This window comes from Azoarcus sp. TTM-91, assembly GCF_012911025.1.
Taxonomy (GTDB): Bacteria; Pseudomonadota; Gammaproteobacteria; order Burkholderiales; family Rhodocyclaceae; genus Azoarcus.
In genome coordinates, this window is the sequence record NZ_WUEI01000105.1 from 1 (window position 1) to 15,237 (window position 15,237).

Genomic DNA, 15,237 nt, shown 5'->3' on the forward strand with positions numbered 1-15,237 from the left:
GGCTGGGTTGGCTGGAGCCGGCTGCGGTGTGCGCTGGAGATTTGCCGGCCCATCAGCGATGGAAGGCCTGAATTCTTGCAGAAGCGGGTCCAGGATGAAACCGCGCTGGCGCCGTGGGTCGGGGAGCATGTGGCACCCGGGGCGGTATTCTGCGTCGCCTTGTGCGGCAGGGCCGGGGCGAGGGGGCGCGCCCGAAGGGCGCTGCCTGGCGTCAGCCTCCTTCCCCCGGTCCCGCTCCGTGCCCTGGCCTTGTGGCCTTCAGGCCACGGCATGCTCCGGCGGATGCCGCAGCGCTCCGCTTTTCCGCGTGCGCCCCGCGAGGGCGCAGTCCGGGCTGACGGCAGAGGAAGGCTTGCCGGGTCCTGCTGCCGCTGGCCCGTCAGACCGCTGTCCGCGTCATCACCAGGTAAAGCGTTGCCTCGGTATCTGCCAGGTTGCGGTAGGCATGCGGCACGTCGGCCTCGAAGTAGAGCGCGTCGCCGGTGGCCAGGGTGTAGCGGCGTTGGTCGACCTCCACCTGTACCGAGCCGCGCGCCACCACCAGGTTCTCCCGCGTGCCGGCGGCGTGGGCCGGCGAACGTTCCTCGGCCAGCCGGCCCAGCCGCAGTTCGTAGAATTCGGCGCGCGGCGCTTCCTCCAGCGGGAACAGGGCGCGGGCGGAGAATTGGCTGCGGTTGGAGAGCAGGCTGCGGGAGTCCGCCACCCGCACCAGCACCGCGCCGGGATCGGCCCGCCGCGACAGGAAGGCGGACACGGTGAGATCCAGCGCGCGGGCGATTTTCCACAGGATGGCGATGGAGGGCACGCTGCGACCCAGTTCCACCTGGCTCAGCATCGCGCGGCTGACGCCGGAGCGCTGGGCGAGGGCGTCCAGCGACAGGTGCAGGCCGCTGCGGATGCGGCGCAGGTTGATGCCGACGAGGTGGGCGATTTCGTCGTCCTGCGGCGCGCCGGCTGCTGGCGAGGTGGGCGCGTTCTCGGCGCTGGCGCTCAGCATCAAGCCCTCCCGGAGGCTTCGTGGGCGGTGTGCTGCAGGTGCGCCTGGGTGACGTTGCTGCCGGCTTCCACGCTGCGGGTGAGCCAGACGTTGCCGCCTATGCTGGCGCCGCGGCCTATGGTGATGCGGCCGAGCAGGGTGGCGCCGGCGTAGATCACCACGTCGTCCTCGATCACCGGGTGGCGGGCGAGGCCTTTCTGCAGGCCGCCGTCCTCGTTCACCGGGAAGCGCTTGGCGCCCAGGGTGACCGCCTGGTAGAGCCGCACCCGGTCGCCGATCACCGTGGTTTCGCCGATGACGACGCCGGTGCCGTGATCGATGAAGAAGCTGGCGCCTATGCGGGCACCGGGGTGGATGTCGATGCCGGTGGCGGAGTGGGCGATCTCGGCGATGATGCGCGCCACCAGCGGCACGCCCAGGCGGTAGAGCTGGTGGGCGATGCGGTGATGGATCACGGCGAGCAGGCCGGGATAGCACAGCACCACTTCGTCCACCGTGCGGGCGGCGGGATCGCCGCGAAAGGCGGCTTCCACGTCGGTATCCAGCAGGGCGCGGATCTCCGGCAGCGCGGCGGCGAAGGCGGCGGCGATGCGGTCGGCCTCCTGCTTCGCGGCGAGCGGGCTGGCGGCGGCCGTTTCATGGCGATGGGCGTAGCGCAGTTCCAGCGCGATCTGGTGGCGCAGGCTGTAGAGCGCCGCGTCCAGGGTGTGGCCGACGTAGAAGTCCTCGCTCTCCTGGCGCAGGTCGGCCGGCCCCAGGCGCATCGGGAACAGGGCGCCGGCCAGACCCTCCATCACCGTCTGCAGTGCGGCCAGGGAGGGGAACTCGCGGCCGCCGCGTTCACGGTCGCGGTGCTGGGCTTCGCGCCAGCGCTGGCGCACCGCGCGCAGGCGGGAAACGATGTCTTCCAGGTCCCAGGCCGGCGCTTCGGTTTCGCCGCCGCGTGGTTCGGCAGCAAGCACGTCCAGCGGCGGCGCGGCGGCGGTGATGGCGGCTTCGCTCATTCCTGCGTCCACGGCAGTTGGTGGAAGCGCCAGCCGTTGCTGCCGCCCCGGTGGCGGGTGGCGTCCAGGTCGCCCTCGAAGCCTTCGAGGATGCTGAAGACGCGCTGGTAGCCAGCGCGGGCAGCAGTCTGTGCTGCAGCCACCGAGCGCTTGCCGCTGCGGCACAGCAGCAGCACCGTGTCGTCGCGGCTGGCGTGTTCGCCCAGCTGGCGCAGGAAGTCGGGATTGGGCGCCATCGGCAGGCCCTGTACCCAGGGGGCGTGGCCGCTGCCAGGTACTTGGCCGACGTACTTCAGTTCCTCGGCGGTACGCACGTCCACCAGCTTGGCGCGGCCGCTGCTCACCAGCTTCCAGGCGGAGACGGGGTCGATGTCGCCGCCATAGCCCAGGCGTTGTGCCTGGGCACGGCGGTAGGCGGTTTCCAGGGCTTCTTCTTCGGGGCTGAGTGCGGCGGGCGCGGCTTGCAGGGTAGGCATGGCTTGGTCCTCGGGCTGAGAGCCGGCGGCGCGCCGGCGCGATTCACCCGGCTACATTAGCCGGCGGAATGCGGCGGCTGAACCAAGAAAAAATCAGAACCTATCCACGTTTTCCGCGCAGGCGGAGGAGATGCCGCGGGAAGCGGAAAAGGGGCAGGCGGCCAAGGGCGGGTACCCAGGCCCCGGCAGGGGCCGGCGGCAAGGCGCGGCTGGCGCCGCGTGTTGCCGGGTCGGGCGGGGAGGGTTCTGGAAGGCTGTCGAAGGCTGTGCAAGGGGGCGATTGAAGCGGCATGGCCGCGCCGGCCGCCGCCTGCTGCTGCCGATGTACGGGCGCTTGCGGCCCCGCCTACTTGGACAGCTGGCTGGCGAACTGGCCCACTGCGTCGACGACGCGCTGTGCGCCGTCCTGGATCTCGACGATCACCGAGCCGGCCTCGCCAGCCAGCACCAGCCCGGTTTCGGCATGGCGCTTGCCCTTGTCGATGATGTCCACCGCCTGCTCGGCCAGCTTCTGGTTCTGATGCACCACGTCGACGATCTCCCGCGTTGCGGTGGTGGTGCGGAAGGCCAGTTGCCGGACTTCGTCGGCGACCACCGCGAAGCCACGGCCGTGCTCGCCGGCGCGGGCCGCTTCGATGGCGGCGTTGAGCGCCAGCAGGTTGGTCTGGTCGGCGATGCTGCCGATGCTGTTGATGATGGCGACGATGTTCTGGGACTGCTTGTTGAGCGCGCCTATGCCCTCGGAAGCGTCATCCATGGCGCCGGCGAGCTCGTGCATCACATTGACGGTCTGCTTGATGACCTCGGCCCCCTGCTGGGCGCTGTTGTCGGTCTGCTGCGAGGTGTCGAAGGCGATGGTGGCGGCTTCCGATACCGCGAGCTCGCGGTTCACCTGCTCGGTGATGACGGTGGCGAACTTGACCACCTTGTAGAGCTTGCCGTCGGAATCGATGACCGGGTTGTAGGACGCTTCCAGCCACACCGCGCGGCCCTGGCTGTCGATGCGCTTGAAGCGGTCGGCGATGAAATCGCCGCGGCGCAGGCGCTCCCAGAAGGCGGTGTAGCGGGGGGAGTTGACTTCGTCCTGCTCGCAGAAGAGGCGGTGGTGCTTACCCTGGATCTGCGCCAGGGTGTAGCCCATCGCCTTCAGGAAGAGTTCGTTGGCGGTGATCACCTCGCCGTCGAGGTTGAACTCGATGACCGCGGTGGAACGCTGCAGCGCCTTCACCAGGTTCTCGTACTCGCGCGAGGTCTCGATGGTGCGGGTGAGATCGCTGGCGTAGACGGAGAACTGCCTGAGATCGCCCTGGGGGCCGAAGACCGGCTGCACGATGGCGCGCAGCCAGGCTTCCCGGCCATTGCCCCGCAGCAGCCGGATGACGCCGCTCAGATGTTCCTTGCGGACGATGGCGTTCCTGAGCCGGGTGTAGAAGTCCAGCGCCTTCACATGTTCCGGCACCAGGTCGTCGATCGCGCGCCCGGCGAGTTCGGCGTTGCGGTAGTGCATCTCCTGTTCGAAGTTGGCGTTGACCGACTGGATGCGCCCCTGCGGGTCCAGGCACATCGCCAGCATCTCATCGTCCAGGCTGCGCTTCACCTGTTCGATGGAGGAAATCCTGTCCTGGAGGATCTGCAGATCCTGCTTCAAGCGCGAGTTGAACATGAGGCACCTGTGTGGTTGGGCTGAGAAGACTTTTTTCGATGCCAGTCGTCGGCGTCATCGACCAGGTTTTTCGAGAATAGTCGAACTGGATGGTTTGTCAGCCCTCACGGAACAGGCGGCGCCGGTTCCGGTGCGCCCAGCGCCCGCCTTCCCCGCCGCTCTTCGCCGGGGGGATGCAAGGCGCTGCGCCGCCATGAGGGTCCGGACTCACTCTTACGGCAGGCCGGCGGGAAAAGTTGAGCATTCCGGCGGCCTCGCCGCCATCCCGGGCGGGCCGCGCGGGCGGCCCGAGGGCCGCACAAAAGGAAACAGGCCGCGCCGGCGAACCGGGCGGCCTGTTCTGGCGGCGGCTGCGGCGGCGCTTACTGCAGGTAGGCCGGGCGGGCGTAGCCCTGGAAGTGCTGGTCGATCACTGCCTTGTATTCCGGAGAGTGGAAGGCGGCGACGATTTCGCGGGTGATGGCGCTGTCCTTGTCGGCGGCGCGCACCGCCACCACGTTCAGGTAGTGCTCCGGCGTCTTCTCCAGCGCCAGCGCGGCGCTCAGCTTGAGGCCGGAGGCGATGGCGAAGTTGCCGTTCACCACCGCGTAGGCGGCGTCGTCCAGGGTGCGCGGCACCTGGGCGGCTTCGATCGGCGTCAGCTTCAGCTTGTGGGGGTTCTCCGCCACGTCCTTCTCGGTGGCCTTCAGCGGATCGATGTCGGCCTTTACCTTGATCAGGCCGTTCTGCTGCAGGAAGAACAGCGCGCGGGCGAGGTTGCTCGGGTCGTTCGCCATGGTGATGCGGTCGCCCTCGCGCACGTCGGCCAAGCTCTTGCGCTGCTTGGTGTAGAGGCCCATGGGGGCGACCGGCACCTGGGCGACGTCCACTAGGTCCAGGCCCTTGTCGGCGGCGAACTTGCGCAGGTACACCAGGTGCTGGAACACGTTGGCGTCCAGCGAGCCCTGCGCCAGCGCGATGTTGGGCTGCACGTAGTCGTTGAACTCCACCAGCTTCACCGTGTAGCCCTTCTTCTCCAGCACCGGCTTGATGCCGAGTTTCACCTGGTCGTAGTTGGGGCCGGCGGTGGCGCCTATGGTGATGGTCTTCTTCTCCTGCGCCACGGCGGGCTGCAGGGCGGCGAGGCCGAGGGCGAGGCCGGCGAAGGCCAGGGTACGCAGCAATTTCATCTGAAGGCTCCTGAGCGAACTGGAACGGGTTGTTCTGGTGTTCTGGAAAAAAGTGGGTGTCGGTGGGCTGGCCGGTCAGCGCTTGTCCAGCCGGCGGGCCAGCCACTGGCCGAGGAACTGGATGCTCTGCACCATGACCACCAGCAGCACGATGGTGGCCACCATGATGTCCGTCTCGAAGCGGTAGTAGCCGTAGCGGATGGCAAGGTCGCCGATGCCGCCGCCGCCGACCACGCCCGCCACCGCGGAGTAGGACAGGAAGCTCACCGTCAGCACGGTGAAGGCGAGGATGAGGCCGGAGCGCGCTTCCACCAGCAGCACATGGAAGACGATCTGCAGCGGGCTGGCGCCCATCGCCTCGGCGGCCTCGATGACGCCGCGCGGCACGTCGCGCAGGGTCTGCTCTATCAGCCGGGCGAAGTAGAAGATCGCCGCCAGCGACAAGGGCACGCTGGCCGCCAGCGGGCCGATGGAGGTGCCGACGATGTGGCGGCTGAAGGGCGACACCGCCACCAGCAGGATGATGAAGGGGAAGGAACGGACCACGTTGATGACCGCGTTCGCCAGCAGGTTGAAGCGGCGGTAGCGCGCCAGCGCCTGGCCGCGGCTGGTGAGGAAGACGGCGATGCCCAGGCTGCCGCCGATGAGTACCGCGGCGGTGAGGCAGATGGCCATCATCAGCAGGGTTTCGCCGGTGGCTTTGCCGATTTCCGGCAGCAATTCGATGATGCCGTCGAAGATGGAGAGATCAAACACTGGCGCTCTCCTTCTCCAGCGCGCCCGGCGCCTGCGCGGGGCTGGCGCCGCCGAACTCGGTCAGCCACTGCGCCAGCCGGGAGTCCGGCGGCACCTGGCCGTTGGTGAGTTCGACACGCTCTATCACCTCGCCGGCTTCCATCACCGACACCCGGTGGCACAGCCGGCGGATCACCGCCATCTCGTGGCTGACCAGCAGAATGGTGACGCCCAGCCGGCGGTTTACATCGTCCAGCACCTCCAGCAGCGACAGCGTGGTGCGCGGGTCCAGCGCCGAGGTCGGCTCGTCGGCCAGCAGCAGGTGCGGCTCCGGGGCCAGCGCGCGGGCGATGGCCACCCGCTGCTTCTGGCCGCCCGACAGCTGCGACGGCCAGGCCTCCGCTTTGTCGGACAGGCCGACGAAGGACAGGCAGGCCTGCACCCGCTCGCGGATGCGCTCCGGCGAGGCGCCGGCGATGCGCAGCGGAAAGGCGACGTTCTCCGCCACCGTGCGGTTATGCAGCAGGTTGAAGTGCTGGAAGATCATGCCGATGCGCTGGCGCGCGGCGCGCAGCTGCGGCGGCGACATGCGGGTGAGGTTCTCGCCGTGGACGATCACCTCGCCGCTGTCCGGCCGCTCCAGCAGGTTGACCAGGCGGAGCAGGGTGGATTTGCCGGCACCGGAGAAACCGATGATGCCGTGGATTTCGCCGGCGGCCACGTCGAGGTCGGTGGGGGCTACGCCCACGGCTTCACCGTCGCTGCCGGTAAAACGCTTGCCGACGCCGCGCAACTGAATGGCGGCGGGAGGGGAATGGGGAACTGCGGTCATCGAAAAGGGGGATTGGAACGGCTGGCCCGAGTGTAAGGGCTGGGTGGCGAGTGCCAAGGAACTAATCGTGCTTACCTTAGGCGTTTTTCGCGCAATGGTAGTGGAAAGCGCTGATTTTGTGGAAATCCGTCACGTTCGCGGCCATACCCATGAACCCCGGCGGGGCTATCATGTCTGCCGTGCTGCGGGGTGTGCCCCGCTATTTTCTGACGCTCCCAGGTGATCCCACAGACCATGGAAACCTCCCTCGCTCCCCGCTGGCTGAAGCCGGATGGCTCGCCGATTTCCTGCCACGAAAAGATCAAGGTGCTGAACGAGAACTACGGCGAGCTGCGCCAGCTTGCCCAGGACGCACTGGAAGACGCGGTGCTGATGGGCTGCAGCGAAGCCCAGGTACGCGCCGCGCTGCGCGAGATGATCGACGAGCTGGTGAATCCCTATCGCGAAGCGGAGTAAGCCGGCCGGCGGGGCGGCGCCTGTCCACCGGCGCTGCCGCCGCCAGCGGCTTCATTAAAGAACTTTAATCTCCCGCGAATCCGGCCTTAATCCAGGCCGGCGCAGACTCTCCTTCACGACGACAGCAGCGTCGTTTTCCACCGAAAGGAGAGTTTCCATGAATTCCAAGCACCTCAAGGCCGTTCTGGCCGGCGCCGCCACCGTGTTCGCCCTGTCTGCGGTTGCCGCCCCGGCCGAGGATGGCGCCGCGACCACCGCCACCAGCGCCACCCAGGTGAAGAAGCACACCAAGCACTCCACCGCCAAGAAGGGCACCCACAAGAAGACCGCGGCCAAGAAGGCCACCGCCGAGTAAGTTCGCCTTGCGGCGGCACATCGGCCTTGCCGTTGCCGCCATGCGGTGCAGACGCTTCCCGCCCGTCGTCGATCCCTCCCCCCCGGATCGATGGCCGGCGGGTATTTTCGTATACCGGCTGCTGGGCTGGCTGGGCGTCGCCGCCGCGCTATGCGGGCCGCCGCCGGTGCAGGCGGGCGGAGCGGCCACTGCCGTCAGGCCGGCACCGGCTGTTGCCCCTGCGCCGGCCGCCGCGGCAACGGCGCAGCGCCCGCCTTATGCCCGCCTCGCCCTCGCCGGGCCGCCGCCCAAGGCGCTGCGGGTCTACCGGGTGTATGGCTGGCATTCGCTGGATGCGCGCACCGGCCTGCTGTGGCTGGGCGTGGATGAGCCGTATCTCATCGGCCTGCGCGCCGGCTGCCGGCGAGCCCCAGCCCAGCCGCCTTCCGCCTTGCTGTTGCACGGCCGCCATCTGCAGGCCGGGCGCGACCGCCTGCAGTTCGGCGCCGCCGCCTGCGTGGTCGATAGCGTGCAGGCGGCCGACAGGAATAAACTGCGCGACCTCGCCCTGCTGCCGGATGTGATTCCCGCGATCCGGCTGGTGCAGGAAACGCCGCCGCGCGGCCTCACCGGCCACGGCGGCAAGAGTTGAACCGCCTTTCGCCGCATTCCGCCGCACCGAGGCTGCCGCGCCCATGAAGATCCTCCTCGTCGAAGACGACGCCGAACAGGCGCGTTTCATCCGCAAGGGCCTGCAGGAAGCCGGTCACGTGGTGGATCACGCCGCCGACGGCCGCGACGGCCTATTCCTCGCCACCACCGCGAATTTCGACGCCATCGTGCTGGACCGCATGCTGCCGCGGGTGGATGGCCTCACCGTGCTGCGCACTCTGCGCGCCTCCGCCATCGCCACGCCGGTGGTGGTGCTGAGCGCGCTGGGCGAGGTGGATGACCGCGTCGCCGGGCTGCGTGCCGGCGGCGACGATTACCTGGTCAAGCCCTTCGCCCTGGCCGAACTGCTGGCGCGGCTGGAGGTGCTGCAGCGCCGCGCCGGCGCGCCCGGCAACGGCAGCGGCGACAGCACCCGGCTGCAGCTGGCCGACCTGGAGATGGATCTGCTGCGCCGCACCGCCAGCCGCGGCGGCCAGCGCCTGGAGCTGAAGCCCAAGGAGTTCCAGCTGCTGGAATTCCTGATGCGCCACCCGGAGCAGGTGGTGACCCGCAGCATGCTGCTGGAGGCGGTGTGGGACTACCACTTCGATCCGCGCACCAACGTCATCGATGTGCACATCTCCAATCTGCGCAACCGGGTGGACCTGCCCGGCCACGAGCCGCTGATCCACACCGTGCGCGGCGCCGGCTACCGCCTGGGGCGCCATGCCGCGTGAGCCCGCCGCCGGCCAGTGGCGGCGCAGCCCGTTCTACCGCTTCGCCCTGCTGCTGCCGGCGGTCATCGCCCTCATCGTCGGCGCGCTGTTCTACCCGCTGTTCATCGAAGCCCAGGGCCACATCCGCGACGAGGTGCAGGCTGCCATCGAGCTGGAGATCGAGGGCCTGGAAACCCACTTCCACGAGCGCGGCCTCGCCGGCCTGCGGGAAGTGCTGCAGCGGCGCATGGAGACGGCCGACGGCGCCGCGCTCTACCTGCTTACCGACGCCGCCGGCACGCCGCTGGTGGGCAACCTCGCCGCCTGGCCGGCGGGCGTGGAGGTGCGCGACGAGAGCTGGTTCCGCGTCGCCGCCGCCGATGGCGGCACGCTGGAAGGGCGTGTCTTCCTGTTGTTCGGCGGCGACCGCCTGCTGGTCGGCCGCCGTTCGCCGCTGGCCGACTTCCAGCGCAGCATGAGCCTGCGGCTGTGGGGCTCGGCGGCGCTCATCACCCTGGTGGCGGCGGCGCTGGGCTGGCGCTTCATGCGCCAGATCCACCGCCGGCTGGAGCGCATGGCGCAGGAGGCCGGGCGCATCCAGGGTGGCCTGCTCGGCCAGCGTCTGTCGGTGAGCGAGCGCGGCGACGAGCTGGACCTGCTCGCCCAGCGCTTCAACAGCGCCTTCGACGAGATCGAACGGCTGGTGGATGCCGCCAAGCACGTTTCCAGCGCGATCGCCCACGACATGCGGCGGCCGCTGATCGCGCTGCGCAACGCGCTGGACGAAGCCCGCCGCGACCGTGCCGGCGATCCGGCGCTGGCTGCCCGGCTGGAGAAGCTGCGCGGCCAGACCGACGAGCTGCTGCGCACCTTCGCCGCGCTGCTCAGCCTTGCCCGCATCGAGGCCGGCGCGGCCATGCCGGCGCGCGAGATGCTGGACCTGGCCGCCATCGCCGGCGACGCCATCGAGCTGTACGAGGCGGTGGCCGAGGCCGAGGGCCGCAGCTTGCGCGGCGAGTTGGCGGTGGCGAGGGTGCGCGGCGACCGCGACCTGCTGTTCCAGGTGTGCCAGAACCTGATCGAGAACGCGCTCACGCATGGCGCCGGCGACATCCTCGTCACCGTGGCGCTGACGGCGGATGAAGTCGCCCTGCGGGTGCGCGACCAGGGCAGGGGCGTGAGCGACGAGGCGCTGCCACGGCTGTTCGAGCGCTTCTTCCGCGGCGACGCCGCCCGCAGCGCCCAGGGCGCCGGCATAGGCCTGGCGCTGGTCAAGGGCATCGCCGAGGCGCACGGCGGCCGGGTGAGCGCCCGCCGGCTGGCGGATGGCTTCGAAGTCGACGTGCTCCTGCCGCTGGTGGAAAGCATCGGCTGGCCGCCGGTGAATGCCCTGTGAGCGCCGGCTGCCGCCGGCGTGGATTGCGTGCCACGACCCAGGCCGGCGGCCCGCTGCCGGAGTCCGGGCGACATCCTCTGCGAAACTGAAAATTTCCTGAACGGTTACCATCCGGCATGCCATGTGGGCGGCCAGCCGGGCACATGGCGTGCCGCCGGCGGGAATTACCCGCTCGCCCGGCTGTCTGGAGACATGCGCAGCGACTGAAGTGCCGCATTTCGTTTCCCCTCCGCCCGCCGCCGCGGGCGCTGCAAACGGAGGTAAGGCCTAGATGGAATCCCCTTCCAGCCTGTCCCTGTGGCCGGCTTTCCTGCCGCTGCCGGCGTTCGATCCCTTTCTCGGCTTCGCCCTGGCGCTGGTGTTCACCGCGCTGGTGGGCGAGGTGCTGGCGCGGCGGGCAACCCTGCCGCGGGTGAGCGGCTATGCACTGGCCGGGCTGCTGCTGGGGCCGCTGGTGACCGGCTGGTTCTCCGCGGTGGAGTTGGAGCGCTACCGCGGCCTGGTGGATCTGGCGCTGGCGCTGCTGCTGTTCGAACTCGGGCTGCGGCTGGACCTGCGCTGGTTCCGCGCCAACCCCTGGCTGCTGGTCGCCAGCGCGGCGGAGGCGGCGTTGGCCTTCCTGCTGTCGCTGGGCGCCTTGCTGGCCTTCGGCATGGACTGGTCGCCGGCGCTGCTGCTGGCAGCCATTGCGCTCGGCACCTCGCCGGCGGTGGTGATGCGGGTGACCGCCGAGCTGCGCGCCGAAGGCCAGGTCACCTCCCGGCTGCTGGCGCTGTGCGCGCTCAACGTCGCCTACTCGGTCATCCTCTTCACCCTGCTGCTCAACCTGTCGCGTGGCGCGGCGGGGGCCGGCTGGTTGCAGGCGCTGTGGCAGCCCTTCTACCTGGTGGCCGGCTCGCTGCTGGTGGCCTTGCTGGTGGCCGGCGCCTTCACGCTGTTGCGGCGGCTGTTCAATCCGGCCTCGGAGCAGGGCGTGGTGGTGATTTTCGGCCTGCTGCTGGGGGCGCTGGCGATTCTCGCCATGCTCAAGCTGCCGCCCCTCCTGGCGCCGCTGCTGGCGGGCGTGCTGGTGAAGCTGCGCGACCCGCGGCCGCAGCTTTGGGCGCGCCATTTCGGCAGCCTGGGCGGCGTGCTGGTGGTGGCGCTGTTCATGTTCTCCGGCGCGGCGCTGTACATCGGCCATTTCGGCACCGCCTTGCTGCTGTCCGCGGCGGTCGTGGTGGCGCGCAGCCTGGGCAAGCTTGGCGGCGTACTCGCCTGCGGCCGCGCCAGCGGCCTGTCCACCGCCAAGAGCGTGGCGCTGGGCCTGGCGCTGCTGCCCTTGTCCGGGGTGGCGCTGTTGCTGGCCTACGAGGCCCAGCTGGCCGATCCGGCGCTGGGGGCGCAGGTACTGCCGGTGGTGGCTTGCCTGGTGGCGGTATTCGGCGTGCTGGGGCCGGTGGTGACCCAGCGCGCGCTGATCCATGTGCAGGAAAACCGCAAGGGAGAAGAGGCATGAATGTCCGCATCCGACGCATCCGTTTTTCCGCCGCGGGGGAAGCACGATGAGCCTGCAGGCATTTTCGGCGTCGCGCGCGCTTTCCATCGGGGTGGAGCTGGAGTTGCAGCTGGTGAACACGCATGACTACGACCTGGTGGGCGCGGCGGAGGATCTGCTGCGGCTGGTGGCGCTGGGCGACAAGCCGGGTGAGATCAAGCCGGAGATGACCGACTCCATGATCGAAGTCTCCACCGGCGTCTGCGACAACTACGGCATGCTGCTGGAGCAGTTGGTGGGGCTGCGCGACACGGTGGCGGAGGCGGCGCGCAAGCTCAACATCGGCATCTGCGGCGGCGGCACCCATCCCTTCCAGGACTGGGGCGAGCGCCGCATCGTGGACCGGCCGCGCTTCCACCACCTGTCCGACCTCTACGGCTACCTGGCCAAGCAGTTCACCGTGTTCGGCCAGCATGTGCACGTCGGCTGCCCGGGCGCGGACGTGGCGCTGTACCTGCTCCATGGCCTGTCGCGCTACATCCCGCACCTGATCGCGTTGTCGGCGGCCTCGCCCTTCGTGCAGGGCCACGACACCGGCTTCCAGTCGGCACGGCTGAACTCGGTGTTCGCCTTCCCGCTGTCCGGCCGCGCGCCCTTCGTCGAGACCTGGAATGATTTCGGCGCCTACTTCGAGAAGATGACCGGCACCGGCGTGGTCGCCAGCATGAAGGACTTCTACTGGGACATCCGGCCCAAGCCGGAATTCGGCACGGTGGAAGTGCGGGTGATGGACACGCCGTTGTCGCTGGAGCGGGCGGCCGCCATCACCGCCTATATCCAGGCGCTGGCGCGCTACCTGGTGGTGGAGCGGCCGATACAGCCGGCGGAGGACGATTACCTCGTCTACACCTTCAACCGTTTCCAGGCCTGCCGCTTCGGCTATGCCGGCACCTATGTGGACCCGGAGACGCACTGGCACTGCCCGATCGCCGACGAGATCGACGCCAGCCTGACGCGCATCGAGCAGCATGCGATCGAGCTGGGCGTGGACCCTGTGCTGGGCCGTCTGCGCCAGGCTGTGCGAGAAGGGCGCAACGGCGCCGCCTGGCTGCGCGAGCGCCATGCCGCCGAAGGCAATCTGCCGGAGGTGGTGATGGCCCAGTGCACCCGCTGGATGGAGGGGGAGGTGGTGTGACTGGCGGGAGCCCGAGGTGAGCAGCGGGCCCTTGCGCATCGGCCTGTCGGCGCGGCTGCTGCACGAGCCGCCGCCGGTGCTCGGCTTCCGCGGCAAGACGCTGCAGTACCTGGAGCAGTCGATGGCGCACTGGATCATGTCCCACGGCGCGCTGGCCTTCATGGTGCCGACCATAGGCGAGCACCTGGGGCTGCGGCGGGCTCAGATCTCGGTGCGCGATTACGTGGCCGCGCTGGACGGCCTGGTGCTGCAGGGCGGCGCCGACGTGGCGCCGGAAACCTACCGCGAGCAGCCGCTGCGGCCGGAATGGGGCGGCGACCGGGTCCGCGACCTCTACGAAATCGAGCTGCTGTGGGAATTCCTGATCCAGGGCAAGCCGGTGTTGGGGGTGTGCAGGGGCGCCCAGCTGATCAACGTCGCCTGCGGCGGCACGCTGTGGCAGGACATTTCCGAGTACGTGCCGGGCGCCGCCGCCCACCGCCACGACGACCTCTACGACGCCCATTACCACGAGATCGATCTGCTGCCGGACAGCCGGCTGGCGTCGCTCTATCCGCCGGATGCGCCGCGGCGGGTGAACAGTATTCACCACCAGGCGGTGCGCAACCTCGGCTCGGATCTGCGGGTGGAGGCGCTGTCCGTGGGCGACGGCGTGGTCGAGGCCATACGCGGCACCGGTGCGGCCTACCTGTTCGGCTGCCAGTGGCACCCGGAATTCCACGCCAAGGAGGCGGGGCTGCTGGATGGCAGCCCCATCCTGCAGGATTTCCTGGAGGCGGCGCGGCAGGCGCGGGCGGGCTGAGCGCGGCCGGCGGGCGGATTCGCCTGTCGTCGTACGGCTTGCCCGCGATGTCTGCTGCTTCCGGCTGTGTGTCGCAGGGCGGCCCGGCCATGCCCGCCGACCGCCTGGATAGCGGCCGCCCGCCCTTGCTCAGGCGTCTAGCCGGGCCGTGCTCAGGCTGCCCGCCGGCTGCCGCGCTCCAGCTGGGCCAGTTCCTTGTGCAACTGCTTCAGCGCTGGCGTGACCAGGGCGAAGAAGCCCGCCTCCCGCAGCCGGCGCTGGGCCGGATGACGCAGCAGGTAGCCGCGTGAGCCAGCGTGCAGCAGTGCGGCGGTGGCGGCGCGCAGGGCGAGTTCGGCGGTGCGGCCACGCAGCCGCAGCACGTCGGCGTAGGCGGCGGGGTCATCGAACTGGGCGGCCAGCCGGCGAGTGCGCTCGCGGGCGCTGTGCAGGGCGGCGGCCAGCGTGTCTTCCTGTTCCGGCAGGTGGCGGTTGAGCTCGGCCTGGGTGAGGCCGGCCTCGCGGATGTCGTGCAGGCAGCCGTCGACGATGCCCAGGCCCAACCCGGTCTGGCTCAAGGCCAGCCAGCCGCGCAGGCGCAGCAGCAGAGCGGTGCTGGTTTCAGGGCCGGCGACCACGTCCGCCGCCGGCACATAGACCTCGGCCAGGCGGCAGGTGTGGGTGAGGCTGCCGTTGAGGCCGGCCAGCGGCGGGCAAGCCTCCAGCGCCAGTCCGCCGGCATCGCCACGGGCGAGGAACAGCAGCAGGCCGCCTTCCTCCAGCGCGGCGGCACTGATGAGGAGGTGGCCGGGGGCGATGTTGGAGATCCACGGCAGCGCGCCGGAGATGAGGTAGCCCTCGCCGCTGCGCCGCGCGCTCAGCCGCAGCGTTTCCAGCCCGGCGAGGTGGCGCAGGGCATTGGAGAGACCGTTGCCGGCGGGGAGGCGGCCATCCGCCAGTTCCGGCAGCAAGGTCTGCCGCAGCGCCGGGTTGTCGCCGAAGGCGACGGTGGCTACCGCGGCGGCCTGCGACCAGGCGAGGAAGCCGCTGCAGCCGCAGACGGCGGAGATGGCGTCGATGACCGCGGCCTGGGCGGCGAGGTCCAGACCCTGCCCGCCCTGGCTGGCGGGCAGCGCGGCGGCGAAGGCGCCGGCGGCCCCCAGGGCGCGCAGCGCGGCGGCCGGGTAGCGGGCTTCGGTGTCTATCGCGGTGGCGTGCGGGGCGAGGTGCTGCTCGGCGAGGGCGCGGACGTCGGCAAGCAGCCCGGCCTTGCGGTCGGGAGTACGGGCCATGGGCGCTCCTTACGGCGAGGGAGGAACCGGCGCGGGCCGGTCTGGGTGGAGAAGGAAGGGGGG

General features: G+C 69.9%; 16 protein-coding genes. 8 read left to right on the forward strand and 8 right to left on the reverse strand.

Annotated elements, in window-relative coordinates:
- Positions 1-379 precede the first annotated feature (379 nt).
- The 7 genes from GRF61_RS19655 to GRF61_RS19685 form a co-directional block, all read right to left on the reverse strand.
- Positions 380-997, reverse strand: a complete 618-nt coding sequence (locus GRF61_RS19655) for an XRE family transcriptional regulator (RefSeq protein WP_169152324.1) — start codon at positions 995-997, stop codon at positions 380-382.
- On the reverse strand, positions 997-2,001 hold the full coding sequence (epsC, locus tag GRF61_RS19660) for a serine O-acetyltransferase EpsC (RefSeq protein WP_169152325.1): 1,005 nt from the start codon (positions 1,999-2,001) through the stop codon (positions 997-999). Before epsC ends, GRF61_RS19655 begins: the two co-directional genes overlap by 1 nt.
- Positions 1,998-2,477 (reverse strand): rhodanese-like domain-containing protein, encoded by a 480-nt coding sequence (locus tag GRF61_RS19665; protein WP_169152326.1) that lies wholly within the window; start codon positions 2,475-2,477, stop codon positions 1,998-2,000. The genes epsC and GRF61_RS19665 overlap by 4 nt, the downstream gene beginning before the upstream one ends.
- A gap of 346 nt (positions 2,478-2,823) precedes the next feature.
- The gene (locus tag GRF61_RS19670) at positions 2,824-4,140 is read right to left on the reverse strand and encodes a PAS domain-containing methyl-accepting chemotaxis protein (protein ID WP_169152327.1); all 1,317 of its coding nucleotides are present in this window, start codon (positions 4,138-4,140) and stop codon (positions 2,824-2,826) included.
- A 362-nt stretch (positions 4,141-4,502) separates the two neighbouring features.
- Positions 4,503-5,309: a MetQ/NlpA family ABC transporter substrate-binding protein gene (locus GRF61_RS19675; RefSeq protein WP_169152328.1), complete on the reverse strand. Its 807-nt coding sequence runs from the start codon at positions 5,307-5,309 to the stop codon at positions 4,503-4,505.
- A gap of 75 nt (positions 5,310-5,384) precedes the next feature.
- Positions 5,385-6,038, reverse strand: coding sequence for a methionine ABC transporter permease (locus tag GRF61_RS19680; RefSeq protein WP_348982446.1), 654 nt, complete (start codon positions 6,036-6,038; stop codon positions 5,385-5,387).
- Between the two features lie 19 nt (positions 6,039-6,057).
- Positions 6,058-6,876 (reverse strand): methionine ABC transporter ATP-binding protein, encoded by an 819-nt coding sequence (locus tag GRF61_RS19685; protein WP_169152329.1) that lies wholly within the window; start codon positions 6,874-6,876, stop codon positions 6,058-6,060.
- A 234-nt stretch (positions 6,877-7,110) separates the two neighbouring features.
- Between GRF61_RS19685 and GRF61_RS19690 the strand changes: the two genes are divergently transcribed.
- The 8 genes from GRF61_RS19690 (at position 7,111) to GRF61_RS19725 (ending at position 13,903) form a co-directional block, all read left to right on the forward strand.
- The gene (locus GRF61_RS19690) at positions 7,111-7,332 is read left to right on the forward strand and encodes a hypothetical protein (RefSeq protein WP_133587409.1); all 222 of its coding nucleotides are present in this window, start codon (positions 7,111-7,113) and stop codon (positions 7,330-7,332) included.
- Between the two features lie 157 nt (positions 7,333-7,489).
- Positions 7,490-7,687, forward strand: coding sequence for a hypothetical protein (locus GRF61_RS19695; protein WP_169152330.1), 198 nt, complete (start codon positions 7,490-7,492; stop codon positions 7,685-7,687).
- 40 nt (positions 7,688-7,727) lie between these two features.
- The gene (locus tag GRF61_RS19700) at positions 7,728-8,318 is read left to right on the forward strand and encodes a DUF6491 family protein (protein ID WP_169152331.1); all 591 of its coding nucleotides are present in this window, start codon (positions 7,728-7,730) and stop codon (positions 8,316-8,318) included.
- A gap of 43 nt (positions 8,319-8,361) precedes the next feature.
- Positions 8,362-9,054 carry a response regulator transcription factor gene (locus tag GRF61_RS19705; protein WP_169152332.1) on the forward strand — a complete coding sequence of 231 codons (693 nt, stop codon included), beginning with the start codon at positions 8,362-8,364 and terminating at the stop codon, positions 9,052-9,054.
- Entirely contained in the window at positions 9,044-10,429 is a 1,386-nt protein-coding gene (locus GRF61_RS19710; protein WP_169152333.1) for an ATP-binding protein, read from the forward strand. Before GRF61_RS19705 ends, GRF61_RS19710 begins: the two co-directional genes overlap by 11 nt.
- A 271-nt stretch (positions 10,430-10,700) precedes the next feature.
- Complete coding sequence (locus tag GRF61_RS19715; RefSeq protein WP_169152334.1) at positions 10,701-11,927, forward strand: cation:proton antiporter; 1,227 nt, start codon at positions 10,701-10,703, stop codon at positions 11,925-11,927.
- A gap of 46 nt (positions 11,928-11,973) precedes the next feature.
- Positions 11,974-13,101, forward strand: a complete 1,128-nt coding sequence (locus GRF61_RS19720; protein WP_169152335.1) for a YbdK family carboxylate-amine ligase — start codon at positions 11,974-11,976, stop codon at positions 13,099-13,101.
- A 16-nt stretch (positions 13,102-13,117) separates the two neighbouring features.
- Complete coding sequence (locus GRF61_RS19725; RefSeq protein WP_169152336.1) at positions 13,118-13,903, forward strand: type 1 glutamine amidotransferase; 786 nt, start codon at positions 13,118-13,120, stop codon at positions 13,901-13,903.
- A gap of 152 nt (positions 13,904-14,055) precedes the next feature.
- Here GRF61_RS19725 and GRF61_RS19730 read toward each other — a convergent pair whose 3' ends face one another.
- The gene (locus tag GRF61_RS19730) at positions 14,056-15,174 is read right to left on the reverse strand and encodes an acyl-CoA dehydrogenase family protein (protein ID WP_169152337.1); all 1,119 of its coding nucleotides are present in this window, start codon (positions 15,172-15,174) and stop codon (positions 14,056-14,058) included.
- Between the last annotated feature and the right edge of the window lie 63 nt (positions 15,175-15,237).